This window comes from Pseudoflavonifractor sp. BSD2780061688st1 E11, assembly GCF_005844125.1.
In the GTDB taxonomy this organism is placed as follows: Bacteria; Bacillota; Clostridia; order Lachnospirales; family Lachnospiraceae; genus Sellimonas; species Sellimonas catena.
The window spans coordinates 1-26,130 of sequence record NZ_SPHM01000026.1; the positions used below are offsets into that span (position 1 = coordinate 1).

Here is a 26,130-nt window from a genome sequence, read left to right on the forward strand (position 1 = left end):
GAATGGAAGTAGAAATAAGCGTAAGACTAAAATCCACTTTAGCCCATTTAAAGTGGAAATAAACTTTTCAGTTCAGTGTATCAAAAAAAATACAAAAAAATGTAAAAAGGGCTTGCAAATTTATATTGTTTCATATATACTGAAAAAGCTGTGACATGATAGCGATGAAACGTGAGGTTGCTGCCTGGAAATGGCAGGTTTTTCCGCGGAGCGAATGTCAAGTTAGGAAACTGGCGACAAGTCACTGTACGAATCAATAACATCCATTGAAACATGGTAACAACGTGTGAGTCGATGTGGACACGCACGGGAGAGTGTACAGTCACCGCTTGTCGTACTGAGTTTGAAAGTACGAAAAGGAGGCGACTTTTTTTATGGCAAGTCAAGTAATGAGAATCACACTGAAGGCATATGATCATCAGCTGGTTGATGCATCTGCCAAGAAAATTATCGAAACTGTAAAGAAAAATGGAGCAAAGGTGAGCGGACCGGTACCGCTTCCGACAAAGAAGGAAGTAGTTACAATCCTGAGAGCTGTTCACAAATACAAAGATTCCAGAGAGCAGTTCGAGCAGAGAACTCATAAAAGACTGATTGATATCATCACACCAACACAGAAGACAGTTGATGCATTATCCAGACTGGAAATGCCGGCAGGTGTGTACATCGATATCAAAATGAAACAAAAATAAGAAAGCAGTATTCCTAAAATTTAGGATGAACGGATGCATGTCCGTTCCGCTGTAAATCACAGGAGGTAAACATAATGAAGAAAGCTATTTTAGCAACAAAAGTCGGAATGACTCAAATCTTCAACGAAGATGGAGTATTAACTCCGGTAACTGTTCTTCAGGCTGGTCCTTGTGTTGTAACACAGATCAAGACAGTTGAGAACGATGGTTACAAGGCTGTTCAGGTTGGATTCGTTGACAAGAAAGAAAAGATTGTCAATGTAGACAAGAGCGGCAAGAAAGAAATTGTCCACAGAAATGGTGTGACAAAAGCTGAGAAAGGACACTTCGACAAAGCTGGAGTATCCGGAAAGAGATTCGTAAAAGAATTCAAATTTGACAATGCAGAAGAATATGCACTTGCACAGGAAATCAAAGCTGATATCTTCGCGGTAGGAGATAAGGTAGATGCAACAGCAATGTCCAAAGGTAAAGGATTCCAGGGTGCAATCAAGAGACATAATCAGCACAGAGGACCTATGACACACGGTTCCAAATTCCACCGTCACGCAGGTTCCAACGGTGCGGCTTCCGATCCGAGCAAGGTATTCAAAGGAAAGAAAATGCCGGGACACATGGGAAGCAAGAAGATCACAATTCAGAATCTTGAAGTAGTAAGAGTTGATGCGGAAAACAATCTGCTCTTAGTAAAAGGTTCCGTGCCAGGACCTAAAAAATCTTTAGTAACAATCAAAGAAACAGTAAAGAGTATTTAGGTTTTTGAGAGGAAAGGAGGAACATAGTAATGGCAAACGTAGCTGTTTACAATATCGAAGGTAAAGAAGTTGGTACGATTGACTTAAATGATGCTATTTTCGGTGTTGAAGTTAACGAACACCTTGTGCACATGGCAGTTGTACAGCAGCTTGCAAATAAACGTCAGGGAACACAGAAAGCAAAGACTCGTTCTGAAGTATCCGGCGGCGGAAGAAAACCGTGGAGACAGAAAGGAACAGGTCATGCAAGACAGGGATCAACAAGAGCTCCGCAGTGGACAGGCGGTGGAGTGGTATTTGCTCCGACACCGAGAGACTACTCTTTCAAATTAAACAAGAAAGAAAAGAGAGCAGCTCTGAAATCCGCTCTGACATCCAGAGTAGAAGAGAACAAGTTCATCGTAGTAGATGAAATGAATTTCGATGAAATCAAAACAAAGAAATTCCAGAATGTATTAAGCAACTTAAACGTATCCAAAGCATTAGTGGTATTAGAAGACGGCAACACAAAGGCTGAGCTTTCTGCAAGAAACATTGCCGATGTTAAGACTGCACGCACTAATACAATCAATGTGTATGATATCCTGAAATACAATACAGTGATTGCTACAAAAGCAGCTGTAGAGGCAATCGAGGAGGTGTACGCATAATGGCAAACATTCAGTATTATGACGTAATCCTGAAACCGGTGATTACAGAAAAAAGCATGGGGCTTATGGCTGACAAGAAATACACATTCCTTGTTCATCCGGAAGCTAACAAGACTCAGATCAAAGAAGCAGTTGAAAAAATGTTCGCTGGAACAAAAGTAAAGAGTGTTAATACAATGAACCAGGACGGAAAGACAAAACGCCGTGGCATGACATACGGAAAAACTGCTAAGACGAAGAAAGCGATCGTAGCTCTTACAGAAGAAAGCGCAGAGATCGAAATCTTCCAGGGACTCTAGGATATAGAGAAAATAAACGGTGCAAATCCGTGAAACCAATAATTAGATAACGAAAGGAGATACAGTAATGGGAATTAAAACATACAGCCCATATACACCTTCCAGAAGACAGATGACCGGATCTGATTTTGCTGAGATCACAAAGACAACTCCAGAGAAATCTCTGCTTGCATCCAAGAGCAAAACAGCTGGTCGTAACGCTCAGGGTAAAATTACAGTAAGACACCGCGGAGGCGGAGCTAAGAGAAAATACAGAATTATCGATTTTAAGAGAAATAAAGATGGAATTCCGGCAAAGGTAATCGGTATCGAGTACGATCCGAACAGAACAGCCAACATCGCTCTGATCTGCTACGCAGACGGCGAAAAAGCTTACATCCTTGCACCGCAGGGACTGACAGACGGAATGACAGTTATGAATGGACCGGAAGCGGAAGTAAGAGTAGGAAACTGCCTGCCGCTCTCTGAAATCCCGGTTGGTACACAGATTCACAACATTGAGCTTTATCCAGGAAGAGGCGGACAGCTCGTTCGTTCCGCTGGTAACAGCGCTCAGTTAATGGCTAAAGAAGGAAAATACGCTACACTTCGTCTTCCTTCAGGCGAAATGAGAATGGTACCGCTTGTATGCCGTGCATCAGTTGGTGTTGTTGGAAACGGCGAACACAACCTGATCAACATCGGTAAAGCAGGACGTAAACGCCATATGGGCATCAGACCTACAGTTCGTGGTTCTGTTATGAACCCGAATGACCATCCGCACGGTGGTGGTGAAGGTAAGACTGGTATTGGACGTCCAGGCCCGTCTACACCTTGGGGCAAACCGGCACTTGGTCTTAAGACAAGAAAGAAAAACAAAGCGTCTAATAAGCTGATCGTAAGAAGACGTGACGGAAAAGCTATCAAATAAACAGTTTTGAAGGAGGTTAAACCTAATGGCTCGTTCACTTAAAAAAGGACCATTCGCAGATGCGAGTTTACTGAAAAAAGTAGAAGCTATGAACGAATCCGGAGACAAGTCTGTTATCAAGACATGGTCCCGCCGTTCTACAATTTTCCCGATGATGATCGGTCATACAATTGCCGTTCATGACGGAAGAAAACATGTCCCGGTATATATCACAGAAGATATGGTTGGACACAAACTTGGAGAGTTTGTTGCAACAAGAACATACAGAGGACATGGAAAAGACGAAAAGAAATCCAGAGTAAGATAATAAACGTGTATTCGAAAGGAGGGTTCATCCATGGCTAAGGGACATAGATCTCAGATTAAAAGAGAAAGAAATGCGAACAAAGACACAAGACCATCAGCTAAGTTATCCTACGCAAGAGTCTCTGTGCAGAAAGCATGCTTCGTATTAGATGCCATCAGAGGTAAGGATGTAACAACAGCACTTGGAATTTTAACATACAACCCAAGATATGCTTCCAGCTTGATTAAGAAATTATTAGAATCAGCAATCGCAAACGCTGAAAACAATAACGGTATGTCACCAGAAAACCTTTACATCGCAGAATGCTATGCGAACAAAGGACCTACAATGAAACGTATCAGACCAAGAGCACAGGGTAGAGCTTACAGAATCGAAAAGAGAATGAGCCACATTACACTTGTGTTAGATGAAAGATAAGGAGGGCAATCATGGGACAGAAGGTTAATCCACACGGATTGAGAGTCGGTATCATCAAAGACTGGGATTCCAGATGGTATGCAGAAAAAGACTTCGGCGACAATCTGGTTGAAGACCACAAAATCAGAAAATTTCTTAAGAATAAATTATACAGTGCCGGAATCGCAAAGATCGAGATCGAAAGAGCATCTGACCGTGTAAAAATCATCGTTTACACAGCAAAACCGGGTGTGGTAATCGGTAAAGGCGGTTCTGAAATCGAGAAAGTGAAAGCAGAACTTCAGAAGATGACAGACAAGAAAGTTATCGTTGACATCAAAGAAGTAAAGAAACCGGACAGAGACGCTCAGCTCGTTGCTGAAAACATCGCACTTCAGCTTGAAAACCGTATTTCTTTCAGACGTGCTATGAAGTCCTGCATGAGCAGAACAATGAAGGCAGGAGCGCTTGGTGTGAAAACATCCGTTTCCGGACGTCTTGGCGGAGCTGATATGGCTCGTACAGAGTTCTACAGCGAAGGAACAATTCCGCTTCAGACACTTCGTGCAGACATTGACTATGGATTCGCTGAGGCAGACACAACTTACGGAAAAGTAGGTGTGAAAGTCTGGGTATACAAAGGCGAAGTTCTTCCAACAAAGGCTAATCAGGAAGGGAGCGATAAATAATGTTAATGCCAAAAAGAGTAAAACGTCGTAAACAGTTCCGTGGCTCCATGAGAGGTAAGGCTTTACGCGGAAATAAGATTACTAACGGTGAATATGGTCTTGTGGCAATGGAACCTTGCTGGATCCGTTCCAACCAGATCGAAGCTGCCCGTGTTGCTATGACTCGTTATATCAAACGTGGTGGTAAAGTCTGGATCAAGATTTTCCCAGATAAACCTGTAACTACGAAACCAGCTGAAACGCGTATGGGTTCCGGAAAAGGTACTCTTGAATACTGGGTAGCAGTTGTAAAACCAGGACGTGTTATGTTCGAACTTTCCGGAGTACCGGAAGAAGTTGCACGTGAAGCGCTGCGTCTTGCAATGCACAAATTACCTTGTAAATGTAAAATCGTTTCTCGCGCAGACTTAGAAGGCGGTGATAACAGTGAAAATTAATGCATTTGTAGAAGATTTAAGAAAAAAATCAGTTTCAGAATTGAATGAAGAATTAGTAGCTGCTAAAAAGGAACTCTTCAACCTGAGATTCCAGAACGCAACGAATCAGCTTGAAAATACAAGCAGGATCAAAGAAGTAAGAAAGAATATTGCCAGAATCCAGACAGTGATGACTGAGATGGCAAAGGCTGAGTAAGGAGGGAATGAACGTGGAAAGAAACCTGAGAAAAACAAGAGTTGGTAAGGTTGTCAGCGACAAAATGGACAAAACAATCGTAGTTGCAGTTGAAGACCATGTGAAACACCCGCTTTACAACAAAATCGTGAAGAGAACTTACAAATTAAAAGCACATGACGAAAACAACGAATGCAACATTGGAGATAAAGTAAAAGTTATGGAAACAAGACCGCTGTCCAAGGACAAGAGATGGAGACTTGTGGAAATAATGGAAAAAGTGAAATAATTTCACGATGGAGCAGAATATAAGGAGGTTACCTGCATGATTCAGCAAGAAAGCAGATTAAAAGTAGCAGATAACACAGGTGCTAAAGAATTACTTTGTATCCGTGTTATGGGCGGTTCTACAAGAAGATATGCAAATATCGGAGATGTGATCGTTGCTTCTGTTAAAGACGCAACACCAGGCGGCGTTGTTAAAAAAGGTGACGTTGTAAAGGCTGTCGTTGTTCGTACAGTAAAAGGCGCACGTCGTAAAGATGGTTCCTACATCAAATTCGATGAAAATGCTGCTGTTATTATCAGAGACGACAAGAACCCAAGAGGAACTCGTATTTTTGGACCAGTTGCGAGAGAACTTCGTGAGAAACAGTTCATGAAGATCGTATCTCTGGCTCCGGAAGTATTATAAGGAGGTACCTGAGAATGTCAACTATGAAAATTAAAAAAGGCGACACTGTTAAAGTTATCGCTGGAAAAGATAAAGACAAAGAAGGCAAAGTAATTTCCGTTGACAGAAAGAACGGAAGAGTTCTGGTAGAGGGTGTCAACATGCTGACAAAGCACACAAAACCAAGTGCTTCTAATCAGGAAGGCGGCATCATCCATCAGGAAGGACCTATTGATGCATCTAACGTAATGTACGTTCACAAGGGAAAAGCTACAAGAGTAGGTTTCAAGATGGACGGAGACAAGAAAGTACGTTACGCTAAATCAACAGGCGAAGTGATTGATTAATTCGAGAAAGGAGGTCCAGCGCTTTGAGTAGATTAAAAGAACAGTATCAGAACGAGATCGTAGACGCTCTGATCAAGAAATTTGGATATAAAAACATTATGGAAGTACCGAAGCTCGACAAAGTTGTTATCAACATGGGCGTAGGTGAAGCTAAAGAAAACCACAAACTTCTGGAATCTGCTATTGCTGACATGGAGACAATCACAGGTCAGAAAGCAGTTACAACAAAGGCTAAAAAGTCCGTGGCTAACTTCAAAATCAGAGAGGGTATGCCGATCGGATGTAAAGTTACATTAAGAGGTGAAAAAATGTACGAGTTCGTTGATCGTCTGATCAACCTTGCACTTCCTCGTGTACGTGACTTCAGAGGTGTAAATCCGAACGCATTTGACGGAAGAGGAAATTATGCCCTTGGAATCAAAGAACAGCTGATTTTCCCGGAAATCGAATACGATAAGGTTGACAAAGTTCGCGGTATGGACGTAATCTTCGTAACAACTGCAAAGACAGACGAAGAAGCTCGTGAATTACTGAAACAGTTCAACATGCCATTCGCAAAGTAGTAAAGGAGGAAAATCATGGCAAAGACAGCAATGAAAATCAAACAGCAGCGCAAACAGAAATTCTCCACAAGAGAATACAATCGCTGTAAAATCTGCGGCCGTCCGCATGCATATTTAAGAAAATATGGTATTTGCCGTATCTGCTTCCGTGAATTAGCTTACAAAGGAGAAATTCCGGGAGTAAAGAAAGCAAGCTGGTAGGCCCGTTAACTGCTTTACGCTCATCCCTGACCGGGATGTGCGGGGCGAAAGGCTGCTCTCCGGCATGTTCCGGAGAACTCCTTGAAAAAGGATATCCGCAGTCAGGAAACAAAATGAACCATTCCATAAGGAGGAAATTGAAAATGACTATGAGTGATCCAATCGCAGATATGCTTACAAGAATTCGTAACGCAAACACTGCAAAACATGATACAGTAGATGTACCGGCTTCCAAAATGAAAGTCGCTATCGCAGACATCCTTGTAAACGAAGGATATATTACAAAATATGATCTGATTGATGAAGGAAGCTTCAAAACAATCAGAATTACATTAAAATACGGCGCTGATAAGAACGAAAAAGTTATTACAGGATTAAAGAGAATCTCTAAACCGGGTCTTCGTGTATACGCAGGCAAGGAAGAGCTCCCGAAAGTACTTGGTGGACTTGGAACAGCAATCATCTCCACAAACCAGGGTGTAGTAACAGACAAAGAAGCAAGAAAACTCGGTGTTGGCGGAGAAGTACTCTGCTTCGTATGGTAAGCACTGAACACTTGGCGAGCACAAGCGCAAGCGCAGTGCGAGGTTAGTGTGAAGGCTGCTCCCAAGCGTTAGCGAAAACGAGCCGCAGGCGAAGTTTGAGCTTAGGCGCACGGAGCGAGGCATGTATATAGGGATATGATCCCCATGAAACTGAAAACAGAGCGGATCAGGTCCGTTCCGAAAATTTAAGTGTAGGAGGTATACGTTATGTCACGTATCGGAAGACTTCCGGTTGCAATCCCGGAAGGAGTAACTGTAGAAATTGCAGAGAACAATAAAGTGACTGTAACAGGTCCAAAAGGAACTCTCGTAAGAGAACTTCCAGTTGAAATGGAAATCAAAAAAGAAGACAATACAATCGTGGTTACAAGACCGAACGACTTAAAGAAAATGAAATCTTTACATGGTCTTACAAGAACGCTGATCAACAACATGGTGATCGGTGTAACTGAAGGATACCAGAAAGTTCTTGAAGTAAACGGTGTTGGTTACAGAGCGGCAAAAGCCGGAAAGAAACTTACATTAAGCCTTGGATACTCTCATCCGGTAGAGATGGAAGATCCGGAAGGAATTGAAACTGTACTTGAAGGACAGAACAAAATCATTGTTAAAGGTATCAGCAAAGAAAAAGTTGGCCAATACGCAGCTGAAATCAGAGACAAGAGAAGACCGGAACCTTACAAGGGCAAAGGTATCAAGTATGCTGATGAAGTTATCAGACGTAAAGTTGGTAAAACTGGTAAGAAATAAGTAAGGAGAGTGTGAAAATGGTTAGCAAAAAATCAAGAAGCGAAGTTCGTTTAAACAAGCATAGAAAGTTACGCAACCGTTTCAGCGGTACAGCTGAAAGACCACGTCTTGCTGTATTCAGAAGCAACAATCATATGTATGCTCAGATCATCGATGATACAGTTGGAAACACTCTGGTATCAGCTTCCACTCTTCAGAAGGACGTGAAAGCAGAACTGGAAAAAACCAACAATGTAGAAGCAGCAGCATATCTTGGAACGGTTATTGCTAAGAAAGCTCTGGAAAAGGGAATCAAGGAAGTTGTCTTTGACAGAGGCGGCTTTATATATCAGGGAAAAGTCAAAGCATTAGCAGACGCAGCTAGAGAAGCTGGACTGGAATTCTAGAAGTTGAGGAGGAAAACACAGATGAGACGTAATCACATTGATGCTAGTCAGTTAGAGTTAAATGAAAAAGTAGTATCAATTAAACGTGTAACCAAAGTTGTTAAAGGTGGCCGTCACTTCAGATTCACAGCTTTAGTAGTTGTCGGCGATGGAAAAGGCCATGTTGGTGCAGGTTTAGGTAAAGCGGCAGAAATTCCGGAAGCAATCCGCAAAGGAAAAGAAGACGCAATGAAAAACATCATCACAGTTGCACTGAATGATGAAGAAAGTATCACTCATGATATGTATGGAAAATTCGGAAGCGCAACAGTACTTCTGAAAAACGCTCCGGAAGGTACCGGAGTTATTGCCGGCGGTCCGGCCCGTGCCGTGATCGAGATGGCAGGAATCAAGAATATCCGTACAAAATCTTTAGGTTCCAACAACAAACAGAACGTAGTACTCGCTACTCTGAACGGCCTGAAGAATGTAAAGACACCGGAGGACGTTGCAAGACTTCGCGGCAAATCTATTGAAGAGATCGTAGGCTAAGGAGGACGGTTAACATGGCAAATTTGAAAATCACATTAGTGAAATCAACAATCGGTGCCATTCCGAAGCATAAAAAAACAGTTGAAGCATTAGGTTTAAAGAAGATGCACAAAACAGTTGTACTTCCGGACAATGCTGCAACAAGAGGTATGGTACAGCAGGTAAGACATTTAGTAAAAATGGAAGAAGAAGCTTAATATCAGATAAGGAGGTGTCATAATGGACTTATCAAATTTAAGACCAGCTGATGGTTCAAAACACAGCGATAATTTCAGAAGAGGCCGTGGACACGGATCTGGAAATGGTAAGACAGCCGGAAAAGGACACAAAGGTCAGAAAGCACGTTCCGGAGCAACAAGACCGGGATTTGAAGGTGGACAGATGCCATTATACAGACGTATTCCGAAGAGAGGTTTCACAAACAGAAACACAAAGGAAATCGTTGGTATCAATGTAAGCGCATTAGAAGCATTTGAAAATGATGCAGTTGTTTCAGTAGCAGCTTTAATCGAAAAAGGAATCATTAAGAACCCGAAAGACGGCGTTAAGATTCTTGGAAATGGAGAGTTAACCAAAAAGCTTACAGTTCAGGCTAATGCTTTCAGCGAAGGCGCAAAAGCTAAAATTGAGGCTCTTGGTGGAAAAGCAGAGGTGATCTAATTGCTTCAGACAGTCCGTAGGGCATTTCAGGTTGAAGAGATCAGACAGAGACTGTTCTTCACATTTTTGATGCTGATTGTTGTAAGACTCGGATCCGAACTCCCGACACCGGGGGTGGATCCGACATACATCCAGAACTTTTTTGCGAGCCAGACCGGAGATGCATTTAACTTTTTTGATGCATTTACCGGAGGTTCCTTTACCCAGATGTCCGTTTTTGCGTTGAGCATTACGCCGTACATCACTTCCTCAATTATCGTTCAGCTTCTTACAATTGCGATTCCGAAGTTGGAAGAGCTCCAGAAAGAAGGAGAAGAAGGAAGAAAGAAGATGACGGCGATTACGCGTTATCTTACAGTTGCGCTCGCATTAATCGAGTCTGCTGCAATGGCAATCGGATTTGGACGTCAGGGTCTTCTTGTAGAGTTTAATTTTGTGAATGCAGCTGTTGTCATCATGACACTGACAGCCGGTTCTACTTTGTTGATGTGGATTGGTGAACGTATTACAGAAAAAGGTGTTGGAAACGGTATTTCCATCGTACTTCTGATCAACATTCTCTCCAGAATTCCACAGGACTTCGTGACGTTATACAGTCAGTTTATAAGCGGTAAAAGTCTTGCTAATGCAGCTCTCGCGGCTGTTATTATCCTGTTGATTCTGCTTGTAGTGATTGTTTTTGTTATCATTCTGCAGGATGCGGTTCGGAAGATTCCGGTACAGTATTCTCAGAAGGTTGTCGGAAGAAAAACAATAGGCGGGCAGTCTACCAATATTCCACTGAAGGTTAACACAGCAGGAGTAATCCCGGTTATCTTCGCATCTTCTCTGATGCAGTTCCCTATTGTTATCGCTTCTTTCCTTGGAAAAGGAGACGGGGACGGTATCGGAAGTGAAATACTGAGAGGACTGAATTCAAACAACTGGTGTGATCCATCAAATCTTCAGTATTCATGGGGATTAATCGTATATATCCTCCTGACAGTATTTTTTGCATATTTCTATACGAGTATTACATTCAATCCGATGGAAATTGCAAACAATATGAAAAAAAGCGGAGGTTTTATCCTTGGTATCAGACCAGGAAAACCGACGGTCGAATATTTGACAAAGATCCTGAATTATATCATTTTCATCGGAGCGTGCGGTCTTGTAATTGTACAGATTATTCCGTTCTTCTTCAACGGAGTATTCGGTGCAAATGTTTCTTTCGGAGGAACATCCATGATTATTATCGTAGGTGTCGTTCTGGAAACAATCAAGAAAGTCGAATCCATGATGCTTGTTCGTAATTACAAAGGATTTTTAAATACCTGATGATTTTAGCTCGCGGAAAATTTTTTCGCGAGTTAAAGTTCTATAAAGAGATAATATGGAGGTACGCAGTATGAAAGTAATTATGTTAGGTGCACCGGGGGCAGGTAAAGGAACCCAGGCAAAGAAGATCGCGGCAAAATACCAGATTCCTCACATTTCCACGGGAGACATTTTCCGGGCAAATATTAAAGAGGGAACAGAACTTGGAAAAAAAGCAAAAGAATACATGGATCAGGGACTTCTTGTGCCGGACGAACTGACAGTAGATCTTGTAATTGACCGTGTAAAACAGGATGACTGCAAAAACGGATATGTACTCGACGGATTTCCGCGTACAATTCCGCAGGCAGAGGCTCTTGACAAGGCACTTGCCGCACTTGGTGAAAAAATGGATTATGCAATTGATGTAGATGTTCCGGATGAGAATATTGTAAACCGTATGGGCGGAAGAAGAGCGTGTGTCGGATGTGGAGCTACATACCATATTGTCTATGCTGCGCCGAAACAGGAGAATATCTGCGATGTTTGCGGTAAAGAGCTGATTTTGAGAGATGACGACAAACCGGAAACAGTTCAGAAGCGCTTGAACGTATACCATGAGCAGACACAGCCGCTGATTGACTACTACAACAATGCAGGTATTCTGCGTGAAGTAGACGGAACAGTCGACATTGACGACGTATTCGCAGCAATTGTAAAAATTCTTGGAGAATAAAAATGTCCGTGAAAATCAAATCAGCCCGCGAGATAGAGTTGATGACGGAAGCCGGAAGAATTCTTGGAGAAGTTCACAGGGAGCTTGGAAAGGGAATCCGGCCGGGGATGTCAACCGCTGATATTGATCATCTGGGGGAGGAGATCATCCGAAGTTACGGATGCACTCCCTCCTTCCTCGGTTATAATGGATATCCGGCTTCGATCTGTGTATCTGTCAATGAGGAAGTCGTACATGGAATTCCGGACCGGCACAGAATCATAAGAGAAGGAGATATCGTTTCTCTGGATGCAGGGGTTATTTACAAAGGCTATCATTCCGATGCTGCCAGGACGCACATACTGGGAGATGCGGGAGAAGAAGTCAGAAAACTCGTGGAAGTGACGAGGCAAAGTTTCTTTGAAGGTATGAAATATGCAAAAGAGGGTTATCATTTATATGATATTTCCCGCGCAATCGGAACATATGCCGGATATTTCGGGTATGGAGTTGTCAGGGAACTTTGCGGCCACGGGATCGGAACGAAGCTGCATGAAGATCCCCAGATTCCAAACTTCGCAATGCCGCGCAGAGGACTGAGGCTGAAGGCAGGAATGACCCTTGCGGTTGAACCGATGATTAATCTTGGGACAGCGGATGTCAAATGGATGAGGGATGGCTGGACTGTGGTGACAAAAGACAGGAAACCTTCCGCACACTATGAAAATACCATTCTGATTACAGAGGGAGAACCGAAAATTTTGACATTGTCGGAGGAAGAGGGCAAAGAGGAGACTTAGATGTTAAGTTATGAACCGGGAATGCTTGTGAGATCACTTGCAGGGCATGACAAAGGAAAGCTTTATATTATAATAGAAGAAAGAGATCAGATGCTTCTGCTTTCGGACGGGAAGATCCGGACTATGGAGAGGCCGAAAACAAAAAAAGTCATGCATGTCCAGCTGATCAAAGAAAAGCTGGAAGAGAAGGAAATGACGGATATTTCCATCCGTTCATTCATAAAAAAATATCAGAAAGAACACATGTAAAAGGGATTCAAAAAGGAGGAACAGCATGTCAAAGGCTGACGTAATCGAAATTGAAGGAACTGTTGTTGAGAAACTGCCAAACGCAATGTTCCAGGTTGAACTGGAAAACGGACACCAGGTGCTTGCACACATCAGTGGAAAGCTCCGTATGAATTTTATCAAAATCTTACCGGGTGACAAAGTAACTCTGGAACTTTCACCGTATGATTTATCTAAAGGAAGAATTATCTGGAGAGATAAATAAAAAAAGTATTGACTTTTGAAGAGAGAAAAACTATAATATTAGATGCCGTTCGTGGGCGAAGTCCGCACAATCGGCAGCAACAGTAGGTTTACAAGGTATGAAAGGAGGATTTGACATGAAGGTTAGATCATCAGTAAAACCGATTTGCGAAAAATGCAAAGTTATCAAGAGAAAAGGCAGTATCAGAATTATCTGCGAAAATCCGAAGCACAAACAGCGTCAGGGCTAATCAGGCTGACAAAGCAGTGATTTGGAACATGAATTAGGCGGCTGATAGTGTGACACGCCAGGCGGTGTGTAGCGCTATTTTAAATATACAAGGCACCGCAGGATGGGCCATTGTATATTGCTTCTAATACCGGCAGTCATGAACCCAAAGGTTGCCGGAAAGGGCATATTTAACATACCGGATATGCCTGGGCACATCAGTATTCCGTCAAATACGGTATGCCCCAGTTAAAGACAATATGAAACAAAACATGTAAAAATGGAGGAAAACAAGTATGGCTCGTATTGCAGGTGTTGACTTACCAAGAGACAAACGTGTAGAAATCGGTCTGACTTACATCTACGGAATCGGAAGAGTAAGTTCCAACCGTATCTTAACAGAAGCAGGAGTAAATCCTGACACAAGATGCAGAGATCTGACAGACGAAGAAGTTAAGAGAATCAGCTCTGTTATCGATGAAACTCAGGTTGTTGAAGGTGATCTTAGAAGAGAGATCGCTATGAACATCAAGAGATTACAGGAAATCGGATGCTACAGAGGAATCCGTCATAGAAAAGGACTTCCGGTTCGTGGACAGAAGACAAAGACAAATGCCAGAACAAGAAAAGGTCCGAAGAGAACAGTAGCAAATAAGAAGAAATAGTACACAATATTCAAGAAAGTAGGTTAGTTTAAATGGCAAAGAAAGTTGCAAAGAAAGTAACAAAAAAACGTGTCAAGAAAAACGTTGAACATGGACAGGCACATATTCAGTCATCTTTCAATAACACAATCGTTACTCTGACAGATGCACAGGGAAATGCTTTATCATGGGCAAGTGCCGGCGGTCTGGGATTTAGAGGTTCAAGGAAATCTACTCCATATGCAGCACAGATGGCAGCTGAGACAGCAGCTAAGGCAGCATTAGTACATGGTCTGAAATCAGTAGACGTTATGGTAAAGGGACCAGGTTCAGGAAGAGAAGCAGCAATCCGTGCGCTTCAGGCATGCGGAATTGATGTAACAAGCATCAAAGATGTAACTCCGGTACCACACAATGGTTGCCGCCCACCAAAACGTAGAAGAGTCTAATTAGGAGGAAAAGAGCATGGCAGTAAATAGAGTTCCGGTTCTGAAAAGATGCCGTTCCCTCGGAATGGATCCGATTTATTTAGGAATTGATAAAAAGTCCAAAAGACAGTTAAAAAGATCTAATAGAAAAATGAGCGAGTATGCACTTCAGTTACGTGAAAAGCAGAAAGCAAAATTCATCTACGGCGTATTAGAAAAACCGTTCCGTAACTACTACAAGAGAGCAAAACAGATGAACGGTATGACAGGTACAAACCTGATGATCCTTCTTGAAACACGTCTTGACAACATCATCTTCCGTATGGGATTTGCCAGAACAAGACGCGAAGCAAGACAGATCGTTGATCACAAGCACGTACTCGTAAACGGCAAGCAGGTGAACATTCCGTCCTACCTTGTAAAGGCCGGCGATGTAATCGAAATCAAAGAGAAATGCAAAGGTTCTCAGAGATATAAAGATATCCTTGAGGTAACAGCAGGACGTCTTGTACCGGCATGGTTAGATGTAGATGCAGAAAGCTTAAAAGGAACAGTAAAGGAACTTCCGACACGCGATGAGATCGATGTACCGGTTGATGAAATGCTGATCGTCGAATTATATTCTAAATAATAACCCGTAAAACGTGCTGATAGCAGGAGGGAACTTATAGTGTTTGATTTTAATAAACCGAATATCGAAATCACAGAAATGTCAGAAGATAAAAGATACGGCAGATTTGTTGTGGAGCCGCTGGAAAGAGGCTACGGAACAACACTCGGAAACAGTCTGAGAAGAATTATGCTGTCCTCTCTGCCTGGAGCTGCAATTAGCCAGGTAAAGATCGATGGTGTACTTCATGAATTCAGTTCCATTCCGGGAGTGAAGGAAGACGTTACTGAGATTATCATGAATCTGAAGACATTGGCGATTAAAAACACTTCAGAAACAGACGAACCAAAAACAGCTTATATCGAATTTGAAGGAGAAGGCGTTGTAACAGGCGCTGATATTCAGGTGGATTCTGATATTGAAATCATGAATCCGGATGTTGTCATTGCTACGCTGAACGGTGGAGCAGACAGCAAGCTTTACATGGAGCTGACCATCACAAAAGGAAGAGGTTATGTAAGCTCGGATAAGAACAAGAAGGAAGATCTTCCGATCGGCGTGATCCCGATTGATTCTATCTACACTCCTGTAGAGCGTGTAAATCTGACTGTACAGAATACTCGTGTCGGACAGATTACAGACTATGATAAGCTGACGCTGGATGTATATACAAACGGTACCCTGCTTCCGGATGAGGCAGTCAGCCTTGCGGCAAAAGTGTTAAACGAACATCTGAAGCTCTTTATTGATCTCTCCGAAGTGGCTCAGGCTGCTGAAGTCATGATCGAAAAAGAAGATGATGAGAAAGAAAAAGTTCTTGAGATGAGTATCGATGAGTTGGAACTTTCTGTTCGTTCTTACAACTGCCTGAAGAGAGCTGGAATCAATACCGTGGAAGAGCTGACAAACAGAACTCCTGAGGATATGATGAAAGTACGTAATCTGGGACGTAAGTCTTTAGAAGAAGTGTTAGCAAAATTGAAAGAACTCGGCCTCGAACTCAGCCAGGGAGAGGAATAGAGAATAAGATAATTTCCTGCCGGTAAGCCCGATGTGCGCGGCAGGGCATTTGACTAGTAAGCCCGAAGATGCATAATCAGATGTAAATAATGGAGGAAAAGAACAATGGCAAAGTATAGAAAGCTTGGAAGAAGAAGTGATTTAAGAAAGGCTCTGTTAAGAAATCAGGTTACAGCTCTTTTAAATCATGGAAGAATCAGAACAACAGAAGCGAAAGCGAAAGAAATCCGCAAAATCGCTGAAGGTCTGATTGCAATGGCTGTAAAAGAAAAAGATAACTTCGAAGAAGTAACTGTAACAGCAAAAGTTGCACGTAAAGATGCTGACGGAAAGCGCGTGAAAGAAGTTGTAGACGGAAAGAAAGTAACCGTTTACGATGAAGTTGAGAAGAAGATCAAAAAAGATCTTCCATCCAGACTGCATGCACGCCGCCAGATGCTGAAAGTTCTCGTTCCGGTTAAAGAAGTTGTAGACGGAAAGAAGAAAGCTCCGAAGGAAGTAGATCTTGTTGAAAAATTATTCACAGAGATCGCTCCGAAATACGAAGGACGTAACGGTGGTTACACAAGAATCGTAAAGATTGGACAGCGTAAAGGTGACGCTGCGATGGAAGTATTCATCGAGTTAGTTTAATATTGAGAACATAAACGGTTTTCCTTTTATGGAAAGCCGTTTTTTATGTTTTAGAAATAAGTTTACGGTCATAAAGTAATCGGAAAAATGACGAAGACAATCATAAAATCAGGCATTCGTTTATGCAAAAAGTAGAAAGAGTTTTCTTCGTTAAAAAATTATCAAAAATGAATTGACAAATAATTAACGATGAACTATACTAAGCACAGTGAAACGATAAAAACGTTTTAGAGTTTAGGAGGAAGATAAGCATGGCGACAAAGAAAAAAGAAGCACCAGCAATTATTGACAATGTGGAAGCTCTTATTGAAAAAATCAAAGCAATGAAAGAAGCTCAGAAGGTATTTGCTACTTTTACACAGGAACAGGTCGATAAGATCTTTTTTGAAGCAGCAATGGCAGCTAACAAGGCTCGTATCCCGCTGGCAAAGATGGCAGTGGAAGAAACCGGAATGGGCGTTGTCGAAGATAAGATTATTAAAAATCACTATGCGGCTGAATATATTTACAATGCATATAAAAATACAAAGACATGCGGTGTGATCGAAGAAGACACGGCATACGGAATCAAAAAGATTGCAGAGCCGATCGGTCTGATTGCCGCTGTTATTCCTACGACAAACCCGACATCTACAGCAATCTTCAAGACACTGATTGCGTTAAAGACAAGAAATGCAATCATTATCAGCCCGCATCCACGTGCAAAAGCATGTACGATTGCGGCAGCCAAAGTTGTGCTTGACGCAGCTGTCAAAGCAGGTGCTCCGGAAGGCATTATCGGATGGATCGATGTTCCGTCTCTGGAACTGACAAATGAAGTCATGAGAGATGCTGATATTATCCTCGCTACAGGCGGCCCTGGAATGGTAAAAGCTGCATACTCCTCCGGAAAACCGGCACTTGGAGTAGGTGCAGGAAATACACCGGCAATTATTGATGAGACAGCAGACATCAAACTTGCTGTAAACTCCATCATTCATTCTAAAACGTTTGATAACGGTATGATCTGTGCTTCTGAACAGTCCGTAACTGTTCTGGAGAGTGTATACGAAGAAGTAAAGAAAGAATTCGCTTATCGCGGATGCTACTTCTTAAAGAAGGATGAGATCGAAAAAGTAAGAAAAACGATCATTATCAACGGTGCCCTGAATGCGAAGATCGTAGGACAGAGCGCATACACAATTGCAAAACTTGCAGGAGTAGACGTTCCTGAAAATACAAAGATCCTGATCGGTGAAGTAGAATCCGTAGATATCTCTGAAGAATTTGCTCATGAGAAACTTTCTCCGGTACTTGCAATGTATAAAGCGAAGACATTTGACGAGGCTATCGCAAAGGCAGAGCAGCTTGTTGCAGACGGTGGATATGGACATACTTCTTCCCTGTACATCAATACAGCAGAGAAAGAAAAAATGGCTAAACATGCTGCAGCAATGAAGACCTGCCGTATCCTGATCAACACACCTTCTTCCCAGGGTGGTATCGGTGATTTATACAACTTCAAACTTGCTCCATCTCTGACACTTGGATGTGGATCCTGGGGAGGCAACTCCGTATCCGAAAACGTAGGAGTGAAACATCTGATCAACATTAAGACAGTTGCCGAGAGGAGAGAGAATATGCTTTGGTTCAGAACACCTGAAAAAGTTTACTTTAAAAAAGGATGTATGCCGGTGGCTCTCGACGAGCTCGGAACAGAGATGCACAAGAAGAAAGCATTTATCGTTACTGATACATTCTTATACAAAAATGGTTATGTAAAACCGATCGAAGAGAAACTCGATGAGATGGGAATTCAGCATACATGCTTCTACGAAGTGGCACCGGACCCGACTTTACAGTGCGCACTCAAAGGTACAGACCAGATGAGAGCATTCGAGCCGGATACAATCATCGCACTCGGCGGTGGATCCGCAATGGACGCAGCAAAGATCATGTGGGTAATGTATGAACATCCGGAAGCAAACTTTGAAGACATGGCTATGGACTTCATGGATATCCGTAAGAGAGTATACAAATTCCCTAAGATGGGAGAGAAAGCTTACTTTGTAGCAATCCCGACTTCTTCAGGTACAGGTTCTGAGGTGACACCGTTCGCGATCATCACAGACGCTGACACAGGTGTAAAATGGCCTCTGGCTGACTACGAATTACTTCCAAACATGGCGATCGTTGATGTTGACAACATGATGACACAGCCGAAAGGACTGACAAGTGCATCCGGTATCGACGTTATGACACATGCGATCGAGGCTTATGTATCCATCATGGCTACAGAATATACAGACGGTCTTGCATTAAAGGCAATCAAGACAGTATTTGATTACCTTCCGGCAGCTTACGAAAAGGGAGCAGCAGACCCGATTGCGAGAGAGAAGATGGCAAACGCTTCCTGTATGGCAGGTATGGCATTCGCCAACGCATTCCTTGGACTGAACCACTCCATGGCTCACAAACTTGGTGCGTTCCACCACATTCCGCACGGTGTGGCAAATGCGCTGCTTCTGACAAACGTAATCCGCTACAATGCTGCAGAGGTACCGGTTAAGATGGGAACATTCTCACAGTACCAGTATCCGCACGCTCAGGCAAGATATGCTGAGGCGGCAAGATTTGCAGGAATCTGCGGCAAAGATGATGCAGAGACAGTAGAATTATTCTGTGAAAAACTGGAAGAATTAAAGAAAGCAATCGGAATTCCGAAAACGATCAAAGAATGGGGCATCAAAGAAGAAGACTTCCTCGCTACACTGGATGAAATGGTAGAACAGGCATTCAATGACCAGTGTACAGGAGCAAACCCGAGATACCCGCTGATGAGCGAAATCAAAGAGCTTTACCTGAAATCCTACTACGGCAACTAAATGATATTCGTACTTCATATGCAAGGTGTGGCAGGAATTGCGCACCTTGCATATTTTGTAAAAAAATCGTATAAAATGTGCAGTCAATATATAAAATAACGAAAAGTTTGTTAAAAAATTTACCAATATAAGAATGTTATGGTATAATAAGGATAAATCGAAGATCAGTTTTGACAGACAGGAGGTAATCTTATGAAACTGGAAAATGTAATCGTAGAACGCCCATACAAAAAAGTATACCGTTGCGACGAGGGGATCGCGAAAGTTTTTGAACCATCTCATCCAAAGGAAGATGTATTTAATGAAGCGCTCAATCAGGCAAGAGTCGAGGCGACAGGGTTAAATATTCCAAAGGTAAAAAGTGTAAATGAAATTGATGGAAAATGGGCACTTGTCATTGATTATAAAGAGGGAAAGACACTCGAAGAGCTGATGCAGGAAAATCCGGATAAGATGGACGAGTACATGGAGCAGTTTGTAGATCTTCAGCTTGAGATTCACAGCAAGACAGCACCGCTTTTAGGAAAACTCAAAGACAAACTGAACCGCCAGATCAACAGTCTGAAAGATGTGGTGGATGCTACGACCAGATATGAACTCCTGACAAGACTGGACAGCATGCCAAAGCATCACAAAGTATGTCATGGTGATTTCAATCCAAGCAACGTGATCGTAGGAGAAGACGGATCCCTCTATGTGGTTGACTGGGCTCATGCCACACAGGGAAACGCAAGTGCGGATGCAGCCATGACCTACCTTCTGTTTGCACTGAAGGATCAGAAGCTCGCTGACAAATACATGGATCTGTTCTGCAGGAAGAGCGATACGGCAAAACAGTACGTACAGCAGTGGCTTCCGATCGTTGCGGCAGCACAGCTTACAAAGAAACATACGATGGAACAAGATTTCCTTATGAAATGGATCGATATCTTCGATTATCAGTAAATGATTATGAATTTACACACGCCGGACCTTGCGGGTCCGGCGTATTTATTTCGGCCGGGACCTTTAGAAAGACTGGTTTTATCCGGAGGAAAAACGTGATAAAATGGAAAGACACAAAAGGGGGACGAAATATGGTAATCAGAGAAACAAAAAAGGAGGATCTGAAACAGGTCATGGAAATTATCAGGATGGCCCAGAAGCTTTTTAAAGAGAGCGGGATCAATCAGTGGCAGGATGGCTATCCAAACAAAGAAGTTCTTCTGGGAGATATCCGGAAGAGACAGAGCTACGTGGCAGAAGAAGAGGGGAGACTGATCGGTACAGCGGTGCTTTCTCCTGAAGGAGAGAGTACATATGAAAAGATAGAGAAAGGAGAATGGCTGACGGGACCGGATGCGGACTATGTCGTCATTCACAGAATCGCGACACACAGCGATTACAAAAGGCGCGGAACAGCCGGCAGTTTTTTGAAAAAAGCCGAGGATCTGGGCAGAGAACATGGAGCCGGGAGTATTCGGATTGATACGCATCCGGACAACCGGATCATGCAGAACTGGTTGAAAAAGAACGGTTTTTCCTACTGTGGATGGATCTGGCTTGTAACCGGAGATCTGCGCTATGCCTATGAAAAGTTGTTATAAAGTGGTAAGAAAGTATATACTTTTTTTAGAAAAGCTTTAGATTTCTTCCATGGTTTCTACACAGACGCCATGCTATACTAAAACAAGAAAATGAAGGGAGATACGCAATGAAAGAAGTTAAATCACCTAGAAAACCTTTTATCATATATGCGCTCGTGGTTGCGGTAGTCATCCTTCTGCTGAACGGGCTGTTGTTCCCGAACATACTGGAGCAGAGGACGGAAGAAGTCGATTACGGCACATTTATGACGATGACAGAAAATAAAGAGATTGGACTTGTGGAGGTTCAGGATACAGAAATCGTTTTTACGGACAAGAATCAGGAACATGTCTACAAGACCGGTGTGATGAATGATCCCGGACTGGTGGAGCGTCTTCATGATGCGGGAGCGAAATTCTCCCAGAATATCGAAGAGCAGATGCCGGTATGGATGAGCCTGTTGCTTTCCTACGTTATTCCGATTGCCATCTTTCTGTTTATCGGGAACTGGCTTTCGAAAAAAATGGCAAGCAAGATGGGCGGGCCGAATTCCATGGCGTTCGGAATGGGAAAGAGCAATGCCAAGATTTATGTTCAGTCCGACTCCGGAATTCACTTTTCGGATGTGGCAGGTGAGGAGGAGGCCAAGGAGCTTTTAAGTGAGATCGTTGATTTCCTTCATAATCCGGCAAGATACAGAGAGATCGGTGCTTCCATGCCGAAAGGAGCCCTTCTCGTAGGCCCTCCTGGTACCGGTAAGACGCTGCTTGCCAAGGCAGTAGCCGGAGAGGCAAATGTTCCGTTCTTCTCCATTTCAGGATCAGAGTTCGTAGAGATGTTTGTCGGAATGGGCGCTGCCAAAGTGCGTGACCTCTTCAAACAGGCGAACGAGAAGGCGCCGTGTATCGTCTTCATTGATGAGATCGATACCATCGGTAAAAAGAGGGACGGACAGATTGGCGGCAATGACGAACGGGAACAGACGCTGAACCAGCTTCTGACAGAGATGGATGGTTTTGACGGTTCCAAAGGTGTTGTGATTCTGGCGGCAACGAACCGTCCGGATTCTCTGGACCCGGCGCTGTTAAGACCGGGGCGTTTTGACCGGAGGATTCCGGTTGAGCTTCCGGATATGCAGGGAAGAGCGGATATTCTGAGAGTCCATGCAAAGAAGATCAAGATCGCTGATAATGTGGACTTTAACGAGATTGCCAAGATGACAGCAGGTGCTTCCGGTGCGGAGCTTGCCAATATTGTCAATGAGGCTGCTTTAAAGGCGGTAAGAGAGCACAGGAAATTTGCGACCCAGGCCGACATGGAAGCGAGCGTGGAAGTAGTTATCGCAGGATATGAGAAGAAGACCCGTGTGCTGTCCAACAAGGAGAAGCTGCAGGTGGCATACCACGAGGTAGGACATGCTCTGGTGGCCGCGTTGCAGACCCATTCCGCGCCGGTTCAGAAGATCACGATTATTCCAAGGACAAGCGGTGCGCTTGGATATACGATGCAGGTGGATGAGAAAGAGCATTTCCTGATGTCAAAAGAGGAACTGGAAAATAAAATCGCAACCTTCACAGGAGGACGTGCGGCGGAAGAGCTGATTTTCCACTCCAGCTCCACAGGAGCGTCCAATGATATTGAACAGGCGACAAAGCTTGCAAGAGCAATGATTACTCAGTATGGTATGTCAGATGAGTTTGATATGGTGGCTCTTCAGCATATCAGCAACCAGTATCTGGGTGGAGACGCATCCCTTGCCTGCTCCGATGAGACAGCATCCTACATTGATAAAAAGGTAGTTGAACTTGTACGGACACAGCATGAGAAAGCAAGAAGAATTCTGGAGGAGAATATCATGAAGCTTCATGATATTGCAAAATATCTCTATGAACACGAAACCATCACCGGCGATGAGTTTATGGAAATACTGAATCGCAGACCGGAACAGGCAGGAGGTCCGGTGCAGGAATAAAGAAAAAAGAAACGCTATGCAGAAATCGGGAGAGATCCTGATCTGCATAGCGTTTTCATATGCAAATTATTAAAAATCTGCCGGCGTAATGCCGGGTCAGCAAGGATGTGTTGTCAGAAACTTATTAGAAAAATACATTTCCTCCTACGACAGTTCCACTGTGACCGGTAGATGCGGCGCGGAACTGATAACATCCGCTGACAGATGCAAGCCGTTTGCCGTTGAGGGCATCTCGTGCTACCTGATAACAGATGGAGCTTGGCCCCCGGTTCAGAACTTTACTGAGACTTCCGTTCCAGGTCGGGGAAAACTGTCCGCTCTGATAAATGACGCCTTTTAATGTATTAGGATATCTTGGACTCTCTACACGGTTCATAATGACGGTAGCAACAGCGAGAAGCCCGTCGTATCCGCTTCCGCCTGCCTCGCATTCCAGAATTGCCGCAAACAGAACGAGGTCGCTTGTTTCGGCAGGAGCAGAAGGCTTCTGGGTAGTTGAATTATCGGCCGGCGGCTTCTGATTTCCTGAATTAGACGTATTGTTATTATTGTTATTGCTGCTGTTATTTGAGCTGCCGGAGGAATTTCCGCCGGAAGGCTTCTGGGTATCCGCAGGTTTCTGAGCAGATGCCTCCTGCTTATTGTCAGAAGATGATTCGCTTTTGCCGGAGTCTTTGTCAGAAGAAGTATCTGATTCGAGTTCACTCGTACCGGCTGCATTGTAAGAGTCTGTTGTCGTTTCCAGTGCTTTTTTTGCAGCTTCTTCAGCGGCCTTTGCAGCAGCAAGTGCCTGGGAAGAAGCAGTAAGCTGTCCGTTGGTTGATTCAATCCGGGAATTCAATTCAGCCTGCTTGGATGTCATCTGCTGTTTCATGGCATCCAGTTCTTCTTTTTGTTTCTTCAGATTTTTCTCTTTTTGATCGATATCCTGACGAAGATCCTGCAGCTGCTTGAGCATTTTACGGTCGTATTCCGTAACGCTTGATACAAAGTCCACACGGTTCAGAAATTCGCCCATGCTGTCTGAAGTAAGAAGAATTTCGAGAAAAGAAACATTCCCGCTTTCATATATGTACTGAATACGTTTCTTCATCGACTGATACTGCAGATCTTCATTCACCTGTGCGGTAGCCAGATCAAGCTCTGTCTGCTCGGCTTCTTTATTCGTGCTTTCAATCTTCGCGGCAAGGGAGGTGATTTCCCCGCTGATAGAAGAAAGCTGCTCATTCAAATCCTGTAATTCGGACTGGAGATCCTGTGTTTCCTTTTCCAGATCAGCTACGGAATCCTCTGCATATACAAGAACAGGGGAAGCCATCAGAACGGCGGCACAGGTAAAAGCAGTACATGCACGCAGTAAAGGTTTAAGTTTTGCTTTCATCATACCGAATCCTTTCGTAAAATTAAATACAGATAGAGTATACTATAAATTGCGGAATTAATCAAATTTTGATAGAATATAAATAATTATGTAGGCCAAGAGTCATTTATGAAGAAAGGATAACGAAAATGGGAAGCAGGACAAAAGAAGCAGAGTTTGAAGAATACAGGCTCCGGATTTATCCATGGGTGCGGGAAATCCCGGGGGATGCGGCCGGATGGGAGAAAGAGGGCTGTTCGCCGGAAGACACCCCGCTTCTGTCTTTTGTGGACGGTCTGATGACGGTATTTGTAATACAGAAAGAAGAAGAGGTTTTTGAAATTTTGAAAGATACGATGCTCCCGGAAGGGATGACACCGGAAGAGATTTACCGGACTGCCTGCGAGAATCTGGCAAGGGATGTGGAGTTTGTCTTTTCCAATACCCTGTTTGGAGGATTCGGCGTGATTGCGGACGGAGTACACGAGGCAAGTGCGCTGTGTCTGCGTCACGTCTGGGAAGTCTGTACGGAAAAGCTGCAGGATGATGTGGTGATCATGGCACCTTCCAGGGATCTGCTTTTATTTGCGCCAAAGTCGGATAGAAAGACCGTGCAGTCCATGATTCAGTTTGGGGAGCAGGGATGGCTGCAGAGTGAGCACAGGCTGACAAAGCGGCTGTATCAATATTCCAGAGAAAGAAAGGAACTGACAGGTTATGAGAGAGATTAAGATGATCGGGCTGGATCTGGACGGTACGCTGCTCAACAGTGAGAAAAAGGTGACGAAATATTCAGAAGAAGTACTCAAAGAGGCGATCCGTCAGGGAGTAACGGTCCTTGTGGCAACCGGACGGCCACTGTCCGGAGTGCCGGAGTTTATGAGAGAGTTTCCGGGGATGCGGTATATTCTGACTGCAAACGGAGCCAGAATCTATGACAGAAAAGATGGAGAGAAGCTTCTTTTTTCGCATCTTTTGTCCAACGAAGATGCATCCAGAGTGTTGGACATATTTGAAGAATACGACACACTGAGAGATGTCTATTATGACGGGGTCGGATACGCGAATCGTGCCGCGATTGAACAGGTGGAAAAATATTATCCCGAGACGGGCATGCGTGAGTACATCAGGAAGACGAGAAAACGGGTGGACAATGTCAGGGACAAGATGAAGGAGTTTTCCTTTGGAATGGATAAGATCCAGGCTGTGTTTGCAGATCTGGATGAGCGAAAAAAGGCAATGAGACGGCTGAAAGAGACGACAAATCTTGCTGTTACCGGAGCTTTGGTCAATAATGTCGAAGTCAATGCGGCAGGTGTCAATAAAGGGAACGGGCTTCTGGAGCTTGGAAAGCTTCTTGGAATTACAAAAGATGAGATTATGGCCTGCGGGGACGGACTCAATGACCTGGTGATGCTTCAGACAGTGGGATTCGGCGTTGCCATGGCAAACGGCCATGAGGAAGTCAAAAAGCATGCGGATTATATTACGCTTACCAACGAAGAGAACGGCGTGGCAAAGGCAATAGAGAAGTTTGTACTGAGGTAGGGGAGGTT

General features: G+C 43.5%; 39 protein-coding genes. 38 read left to right on the forward strand and 1 reads right to left on the reverse strand.

Annotated features, from left to right (window positions below; all coding sequences use genetic code 11):
* The first annotated feature begins 374 nt into the window (after positions 1-374).
* From rpsJ to ftsH, 36 genes are all read left to right on the forward strand, one after another.
* Positions 375-692 (forward strand): 30S ribosomal protein S10, encoded by a 318-nt coding sequence (gene rpsJ / locus FGQ85_RS11850; RefSeq protein ID WP_024731851.1) that lies wholly within the window; start codon positions 375-377, stop codon positions 690-692.
* Positions 693-766: 74 nt separating this feature from the next.
* Positions 767-1,447 (forward strand): 50S ribosomal protein L3, encoded by a 681-nt coding sequence (rplC, locus tag FGQ85_RS11855; protein ID WP_138373560.1) that lies wholly within the window; start codon positions 767-769, stop codon positions 1,445-1,447.
* 29 nt (positions 1,448-1,476) lie between these two features.
* Positions 1,477-2,097 (forward strand): 50S ribosomal protein L4, encoded by a 621-nt coding sequence (rplD, locus tag FGQ85_RS11860; protein ID WP_087168683.1) that lies wholly within the window; start codon positions 1,477-1,479, stop codon positions 2,095-2,097.
* Positions 2,097-2,396 carry a 50S ribosomal protein L23 gene (gene rplW / locus FGQ85_RS11865; protein WP_087168682.1) on the forward strand — a complete coding sequence of 100 codons (300 nt, stop codon included), beginning with the start codon at positions 2,097-2,099 and terminating at the stop codon, positions 2,394-2,396. The genes rplD and rplW overlap by 1 nt, the downstream gene beginning before the upstream one ends.
* A gap of 67 nt (positions 2,397-2,463) precedes the next feature.
* A complete protein-coding gene (gene rplB / locus FGQ85_RS11870; RefSeq protein WP_087168681.1) occupies positions 2,464-3,306 on the forward strand; it encodes a 50S ribosomal protein L2 in 843 nt (280 codons plus the stop codon).
* Positions 3,307-3,331: 25 nt separating this feature from the next.
* Positions 3,332-3,613, forward strand: a complete 282-nt coding sequence (rpsS, locus tag FGQ85_RS11875; protein WP_024731856.1) for a 30S ribosomal protein S19 — start codon at positions 3,332-3,334, stop codon at positions 3,611-3,613.
* Between the two features lie 30 nt (positions 3,614-3,643).
* Entirely contained in the window at positions 3,644-4,030 is a 387-nt protein-coding gene (gene rplV / locus FGQ85_RS11880) for a 50S ribosomal protein L22 (RefSeq protein ID WP_048620766.1), read from the forward strand.
* 11 nt (positions 4,031-4,041) lie between these two features.
* Positions 4,042-4,698: a 30S ribosomal protein S3 gene (gene rpsC / locus FGQ85_RS11885; protein ID WP_087168680.1), complete on the forward strand. Its 657-nt coding sequence runs from the start codon at positions 4,042-4,044 to the stop codon at positions 4,696-4,698.
* Positions 4,698-5,135, forward strand: coding sequence for a 50S ribosomal protein L16 (gene rplP / locus FGQ85_RS11890; protein ID WP_087168679.1), 438 nt, complete (start codon positions 4,698-4,700; stop codon positions 5,133-5,135). Before rpsC ends, rplP begins: the two co-directional genes overlap by 1 nt.
* Positions 5,125-5,331, forward strand: coding sequence for a 50S ribosomal protein L29 (gene rpmC, locus FGQ85_RS11895; protein WP_087168678.1), 207 nt, complete (start codon positions 5,125-5,127; stop codon positions 5,329-5,331). The genes rplP and rpmC overlap by 11 nt, the downstream gene beginning before the upstream one ends.
* Positions 5,332-5,338: 7 nt before the next feature.
* A complete protein-coding gene (rpsQ, locus tag FGQ85_RS11900; RefSeq protein WP_171027953.1) occupies positions 5,339-5,599 on the forward strand; it encodes a 30S ribosomal protein S17 in 261 nt (86 codons plus the stop codon).
* Between the two features lie 36 nt (positions 5,600-5,635).
* Positions 5,636-6,004, forward strand: coding sequence for a 50S ribosomal protein L14 (rplN, locus tag FGQ85_RS11905; RefSeq protein WP_087168677.1), 369 nt, complete (start codon positions 5,636-5,638; stop codon positions 6,002-6,004).
* Between the two features lie 14 nt (positions 6,005-6,018).
* Entirely contained in the window at positions 6,019-6,330 is a 312-nt protein-coding gene (gene rplX, locus FGQ85_RS11910) for a 50S ribosomal protein L24 (RefSeq protein ID WP_087168676.1), read from the forward strand.
* Positions 6,331-6,353: 23 nt separating this feature from the next.
* Positions 6,354-6,893 (forward strand): 50S ribosomal protein L5, encoded by a 540-nt coding sequence (gene rplE, locus FGQ85_RS11915; RefSeq protein ID WP_087168675.1) that lies wholly within the window; start codon positions 6,354-6,356, stop codon positions 6,891-6,893.
* A 15-nt stretch (positions 6,894-6,908) separates the two neighbouring features.
* Positions 6,909-7,094, forward strand: coding sequence for a type Z 30S ribosomal protein S14 (locus FGQ85_RS11920; RefSeq protein ID WP_024731865.1), 186 nt, complete (start codon positions 6,909-6,911; stop codon positions 7,092-7,094).
* A 143-nt stretch (positions 7,095-7,237) separates the two neighbouring features.
* Complete coding sequence (rpsH, locus tag FGQ85_RS11925; protein ID WP_087168674.1) at positions 7,238-7,639, forward strand: 30S ribosomal protein S8; 402 nt, start codon at positions 7,238-7,240, stop codon at positions 7,637-7,639.
* A gap of 207 nt (positions 7,640-7,846) precedes the next feature.
* The gene (rplF, locus tag FGQ85_RS11930; protein WP_087168673.1) at positions 7,847-8,389 is read left to right on the forward strand and encodes a 50S ribosomal protein L6; all 543 of its coding nucleotides are present in this window, start codon (positions 7,847-7,849) and stop codon (positions 8,387-8,389) included.
* Between the two features lie 17 nt (positions 8,390-8,406).
* The gene (gene rplR / locus FGQ85_RS11935) at positions 8,407-8,775 is read left to right on the forward strand and encodes a 50S ribosomal protein L18 (RefSeq protein WP_087168672.1); all 369 of its coding nucleotides are present in this window, start codon (positions 8,407-8,409) and stop codon (positions 8,773-8,775) included.
* Positions 8,776-8,796: 21 nt separating this feature from the next.
* Positions 8,797-9,306 (forward strand): 30S ribosomal protein S5, encoded by a 510-nt coding sequence (gene rpsE, locus FGQ85_RS11940; protein WP_087168671.1) that lies wholly within the window; start codon positions 8,797-8,799, stop codon positions 9,304-9,306.
* 14 nt (positions 9,307-9,320) lie between these two features.
* The gene (gene rpmD / locus FGQ85_RS11945) at positions 9,321-9,503 is read left to right on the forward strand and encodes a 50S ribosomal protein L30 (RefSeq protein ID WP_138373561.1); all 183 of its coding nucleotides are present in this window, start codon (positions 9,321-9,323) and stop codon (positions 9,501-9,503) included.
* Positions 9,504-9,525: 22 nt separating this feature from the next.
* Positions 9,526-9,966: a 50S ribosomal protein L15 gene (gene rplO, locus FGQ85_RS11950; protein ID WP_087168670.1), complete on the forward strand. Its 441-nt coding sequence runs from the start codon at positions 9,526-9,528 to the stop codon at positions 9,964-9,966.
* A complete protein-coding gene (gene secY / locus FGQ85_RS11955; RefSeq protein WP_138373562.1) occupies positions 9,967-11,283 on the forward strand; it encodes a preprotein translocase subunit SecY in 1,317 nt (438 codons plus the stop codon).
* Between the two features lie 70 nt (positions 11,284-11,353).
* Positions 11,354-11,998 (forward strand): adenylate kinase, encoded by a 645-nt coding sequence (locus FGQ85_RS11960; RefSeq protein WP_087168668.1) that lies wholly within the window; start codon positions 11,354-11,356, stop codon positions 11,996-11,998.
* Between the two features lie 2 nt (positions 11,999-12,000).
* A complete protein-coding gene (gene map / locus FGQ85_RS11965) occupies positions 12,001-12,777 on the forward strand; it encodes a type I methionyl aminopeptidase (RefSeq protein WP_087254951.1) in 777 nt (258 codons plus the stop codon).
* Entirely contained in the window at positions 12,778-13,026 is a 249-nt protein-coding gene (locus FGQ85_RS11970; protein WP_138373563.1) for a KOW domain-containing RNA-binding protein, read from the forward strand.
* Positions 13,027-13,051: 25 nt separating this feature from the next.
* The gene (infA, locus tag FGQ85_RS11975) at positions 13,052-13,270 is read left to right on the forward strand and encodes a translation initiation factor IF-1 (RefSeq protein ID WP_004607275.1); all 219 of its coding nucleotides are present in this window, start codon (positions 13,052-13,054) and stop codon (positions 13,268-13,270) included.
* A 115-nt stretch (positions 13,271-13,385) separates the two neighbouring features.
* Positions 13,386-13,499, forward strand: a complete 114-nt coding sequence (gene rpmJ, locus FGQ85_RS11980) for a 50S ribosomal protein L36 (protein ID WP_003022746.1) — start codon at positions 13,386-13,388, stop codon at positions 13,497-13,499.
* A 274-nt stretch (positions 13,500-13,773) separates the two neighbouring features.
* Complete coding sequence (gene rpsM, locus FGQ85_RS11985) at positions 13,774-14,142, forward strand: 30S ribosomal protein S13 (RefSeq protein ID WP_087168665.1); 369 nt, start codon at positions 13,774-13,776, stop codon at positions 14,140-14,142.
* Between the two features lie 32 nt (positions 14,143-14,174).
* Positions 14,175-14,570, forward strand: coding sequence for a 30S ribosomal protein S11 (rpsK, locus tag FGQ85_RS11990; RefSeq protein ID WP_024731877.1), 396 nt, complete (start codon positions 14,175-14,177; stop codon positions 14,568-14,570).
* Positions 14,571-14,586: 16 nt separating this feature from the next.
* Positions 14,587-15,180, forward strand: a complete 594-nt coding sequence (gene rpsD, locus FGQ85_RS11995) for a 30S ribosomal protein S4 (protein WP_087168664.1) — start codon at positions 14,587-14,589, stop codon at positions 15,178-15,180.
* Between the two features lie 39 nt (positions 15,181-15,219).
* A complete protein-coding gene (locus tag FGQ85_RS12000; protein ID WP_087168663.1) occupies positions 15,220-16,179 on the forward strand; it encodes a DNA-directed RNA polymerase subunit alpha in 960 nt (319 codons plus the stop codon).
* A 105-nt stretch (positions 16,180-16,284) separates the two neighbouring features.
* The gene (locus FGQ85_RS12005; RefSeq protein ID WP_087168662.1) at positions 16,285-16,812 is read left to right on the forward strand and encodes a bL17 family ribosomal protein; all 528 of its coding nucleotides are present in this window, start codon (positions 16,285-16,287) and stop codon (positions 16,810-16,812) included.
* Between the two features lie 251 nt (positions 16,813-17,063).
* Entirely contained in the window at positions 17,064-19,676 is a 2,613-nt protein-coding gene (adhE, locus tag FGQ85_RS12010) for a bifunctional acetaldehyde-CoA/alcohol dehydrogenase (protein ID WP_087254948.1), read from the forward strand.
* A gap of 192 nt (positions 19,677-19,868) precedes the next feature.
* Positions 19,869-20,621, forward strand: a complete 753-nt coding sequence (locus FGQ85_RS12015; protein WP_087168660.1) for an aminoglycoside phosphotransferase family protein — start codon at positions 19,869-19,871, stop codon at positions 20,619-20,621.
* A 131-nt stretch (positions 20,622-20,752) separates the two neighbouring features.
* Positions 20,753-21,262, forward strand: coding sequence for a GNAT family N-acetyltransferase (locus tag FGQ85_RS12020; protein ID WP_171027954.1), 510 nt, complete (start codon positions 20,753-20,755; stop codon positions 21,260-21,262).
* 107 nt (positions 21,263-21,369) lie between these two features.
* The gene (ftsH, locus tag FGQ85_RS12025) at positions 21,370-23,214 is read left to right on the forward strand and encodes an ATP-dependent zinc metalloprotease FtsH (RefSeq protein ID WP_087254942.1); all 1,845 of its coding nucleotides are present in this window, start codon (positions 21,370-21,372) and stop codon (positions 23,212-23,214) included.
* A gap of 124 nt (positions 23,215-23,338) precedes the next feature.
* Here ftsH and FGQ85_RS12030 read toward each other — a convergent pair whose 3' ends face one another.
* Positions 23,339-24,595 carry a cell wall hydrolase gene (locus tag FGQ85_RS12030; RefSeq protein ID WP_243128549.1) on the reverse strand — a complete coding sequence of 419 codons (1,257 nt, stop codon included), beginning with the start codon at positions 24,593-24,595 and terminating at the stop codon, positions 23,339-23,341.
* A gap of 128 nt (positions 24,596-24,723) precedes the next feature.
* On the opposite strand from FGQ85_RS12030, the gene FGQ85_RS12035 reads away from it, so the two are divergent.
* The gene (locus FGQ85_RS12035) at positions 24,724-25,305 is read left to right on the forward strand and encodes a hypothetical protein (RefSeq protein ID WP_138373566.1); all 582 of its coding nucleotides are present in this window, start codon (positions 24,724-24,726) and stop codon (positions 25,303-25,305) included.
* Positions 25,292-26,122 carry a Cof-type HAD-IIB family hydrolase gene (locus FGQ85_RS12040; protein ID WP_138373567.1) on the forward strand — a complete coding sequence of 277 codons (831 nt, stop codon included), beginning with the start codon at positions 25,292-25,294 and terminating at the stop codon, positions 26,120-26,122. The genes FGQ85_RS12035 and FGQ85_RS12040 overlap by 14 nt, the downstream gene beginning before the upstream one ends.
* The last annotated feature ends 8 nt before the right edge of the window (positions 26,123-26,130 follow it).

What these genes read in the sequence shown, in the direction of transcription:
- FGQ85_RS12020 (WP_171027954.1), top strand. Translation starts at nt 20,753, where the DNA reads ATGGTAATCAGAGAAACAAAAAAGGAGGATCTGAAACAGGTCATGGAA.
- FGQ85_RS12035 (WP_138373566.1), top strand. Translation starts at nt 24,724, where the DNA reads ATGGGAAGCAGGACAAAAGAAGCAGAGTTTGAAGAATACAGGCTCCGG.
- rplF (WP_087168673.1), top strand. Translation starts at nt 7,847, where the DNA reads ATGTCACGTATCGGAAGACTTCCGGTTGCAATCCCGGAAGGAGTAACT.
- FGQ85_RS12040 (WP_138373567.1), top strand. Translation starts at nt 25,292, where the DNA reads ATGAGAGAGATTAAGATGATCGGGCTGGATCTGGACGGTACGCTGCTC.
- rpmD (WP_138373561.1), top strand. Translation starts at nt 9,321, where the DNA reads ATGGCAAATTTGAAAATCACATTAGTGAAATCAACAATCGGTGCCATT.
- rpmJ (WP_003022746.1), top strand. Translation starts at nt 13,386, where the DNA reads ATGAAGGTTAGATCATCAGTAAAACCGATTTGCGAAAAATGCAAAGTT.
- FGQ85_RS11920 (WP_024731865.1), top strand. Translation starts at nt 6,909, where the DNA reads ATGGCAAAGACAGCAATGAAAATCAAACAGCAGCGCAAACAGAAATTC.
- rplD (WP_087168683.1), top strand. Translation starts at nt 1,477, where the DNA reads ATGGCAAACGTAGCTGTTTACAATATCGAAGGTAAAGAAGTTGGTACG.
- rpsJ (WP_024731851.1), top strand. Translation starts at nt 375, where the DNA reads ATGGCAAGTCAAGTAATGAGAATCACACTGAAGGCATATGATCATCAG.
- rpsD (WP_087168664.1), top strand. Translation starts at nt 14,587, where the DNA reads ATGGCAGTAAATAGAGTTCCGGTTCTGAAAAGATGCCGTTCCCTCGGA.
- rplR (WP_087168672.1), top strand. Translation starts at nt 8,407, where the DNA reads ATGGTTAGCAAAAAATCAAGAAGCGAAGTTCGTTTAAACAAGCATAGA.
- rplN (WP_087168677.1), top strand. Translation starts at nt 5,636, where the DNA reads ATGATTCAGCAAGAAAGCAGATTAAAAGTAGCAGATAACACAGGTGCT.
- map (WP_087254951.1), top strand. Translation starts at nt 12,001, where the DNA reads ATGTCCGTGAAAATCAAATCAGCCCGCGAGATAGAGTTGATGACGGAA.
- rpsS (WP_024731856.1), top strand. Translation starts at nt 3,332, where the DNA reads ATGGCTCGTTCACTTAAAAAAGGACCATTCGCAGATGCGAGTTTACTG.
- rplO (WP_087168670.1), top strand. Translation starts at nt 9,526, where the DNA reads ATGGACTTATCAAATTTAAGACCAGCTGATGGTTCAAAACACAGCGAT.
- FGQ85_RS12005 (WP_087168662.1), top strand. Translation starts at nt 16,285, where the DNA reads ATGGCAAAGTATAGAAAGCTTGGAAGAAGAAGTGATTTAAGAAAGGCT.
- FGQ85_RS11970 (WP_138373563.1), top strand. Translation starts at nt 12,778, where the DNA reads ATGTTAAGTTATGAACCGGGAATGCTTGTGAGATCACTTGCAGGGCAT.
- rpsQ (WP_171027953.1), top strand. Translation starts at nt 5,339, where the DNA reads ATGAACGTGGAAAGAAACCTGAGAAAAACAAGAGTTGGTAAGGTTGTC.
- rpsM (WP_087168665.1), top strand. Translation starts at nt 13,774, where the DNA reads ATGGCTCGTATTGCAGGTGTTGACTTACCAAGAGACAAACGTGTAGAA.
- FGQ85_RS12030 (WP_243128549.1), bottom strand. Translation starts at nt 24,595, where the DNA reads ATGAAAGCAAAACTTAAACCTTTACTGCGTGCATGTACTGCTTTTACC.
- rpsK (WP_024731877.1), top strand. Translation starts at nt 14,175, where the DNA reads ATGGCAAAGAAAGTTGCAAAGAAAGTAACAAAAAAACGTGTCAAGAAA.
- rplV (WP_048620766.1), top strand. Translation starts at nt 3,644, where the DNA reads ATGGCTAAGGGACATAGATCTCAGATTAAAAGAGAAAGAAATGCGAAC.
- rplX (WP_087168676.1), top strand. Translation starts at nt 6,019, where the DNA reads ATGTCAACTATGAAAATTAAAAAAGGCGACACTGTTAAAGTTATCGCT.
- infA (WP_004607275.1), top strand. Translation starts at nt 13,052, where the DNA reads ATGTCAAAGGCTGACGTAATCGAAATTGAAGGAACTGTTGTTGAGAAA.
- rpsH (WP_087168674.1), top strand. Translation starts at nt 7,238, where the DNA reads ATGACTATGAGTGATCCAATCGCAGATATGCTTACAAGAATTCGTAAC.
- rpsE (WP_087168671.1), top strand. Translation starts at nt 8,797, where the DNA reads ATGAGACGTAATCACATTGATGCTAGTCAGTTAGAGTTAAATGAAAAA.
- rplC (WP_138373560.1), top strand. Translation starts at nt 767, where the DNA reads ATGAAGAAAGCTATTTTAGCAACAAAAGTCGGAATGACTCAAATCTTC.
- adhE (WP_087254948.1), top strand. Translation starts at nt 17,064, where the DNA reads ATGGCGACAAAGAAAAAAGAAGCACCAGCAATTATTGACAATGTGGAA.
- FGQ85_RS12015 (WP_087168660.1), top strand. Translation starts at nt 19,869, where the DNA reads ATGAAACTGGAAAATGTAATCGTAGAACGCCCATACAAAAAAGTATAC.
- ftsH (WP_087254942.1), top strand. Translation starts at nt 21,370, where the DNA reads ATGAAAGAAGTTAAATCACCTAGAAAACCTTTTATCATATATGCGCTC.
- rplW (WP_087168682.1), top strand. Translation starts at nt 2,097, where the DNA reads ATGGCAAACATTCAGTATTATGACGTAATCCTGAAACCGGTGATTACA.
- rplP (WP_087168679.1), top strand. Translation starts at nt 4,698, where the DNA reads ATGTTAATGCCAAAAAGAGTAAAACGTCGTAAACAGTTCCGTGGCTCC.
- rpsC (WP_087168680.1), top strand. Translation starts at nt 4,042, where the DNA reads ATGGGACAGAAGGTTAATCCACACGGATTGAGAGTCGGTATCATCAAA.
- rplB (WP_087168681.1), top strand. Translation starts at nt 2,464, where the DNA reads ATGGGAATTAAAACATACAGCCCATATACACCTTCCAGAAGACAGATG.
- FGQ85_RS11960 (WP_087168668.1), top strand. Translation starts at nt 11,354, where the DNA reads ATGAAAGTAATTATGTTAGGTGCACCGGGGGCAGGTAAAGGAACCCAG.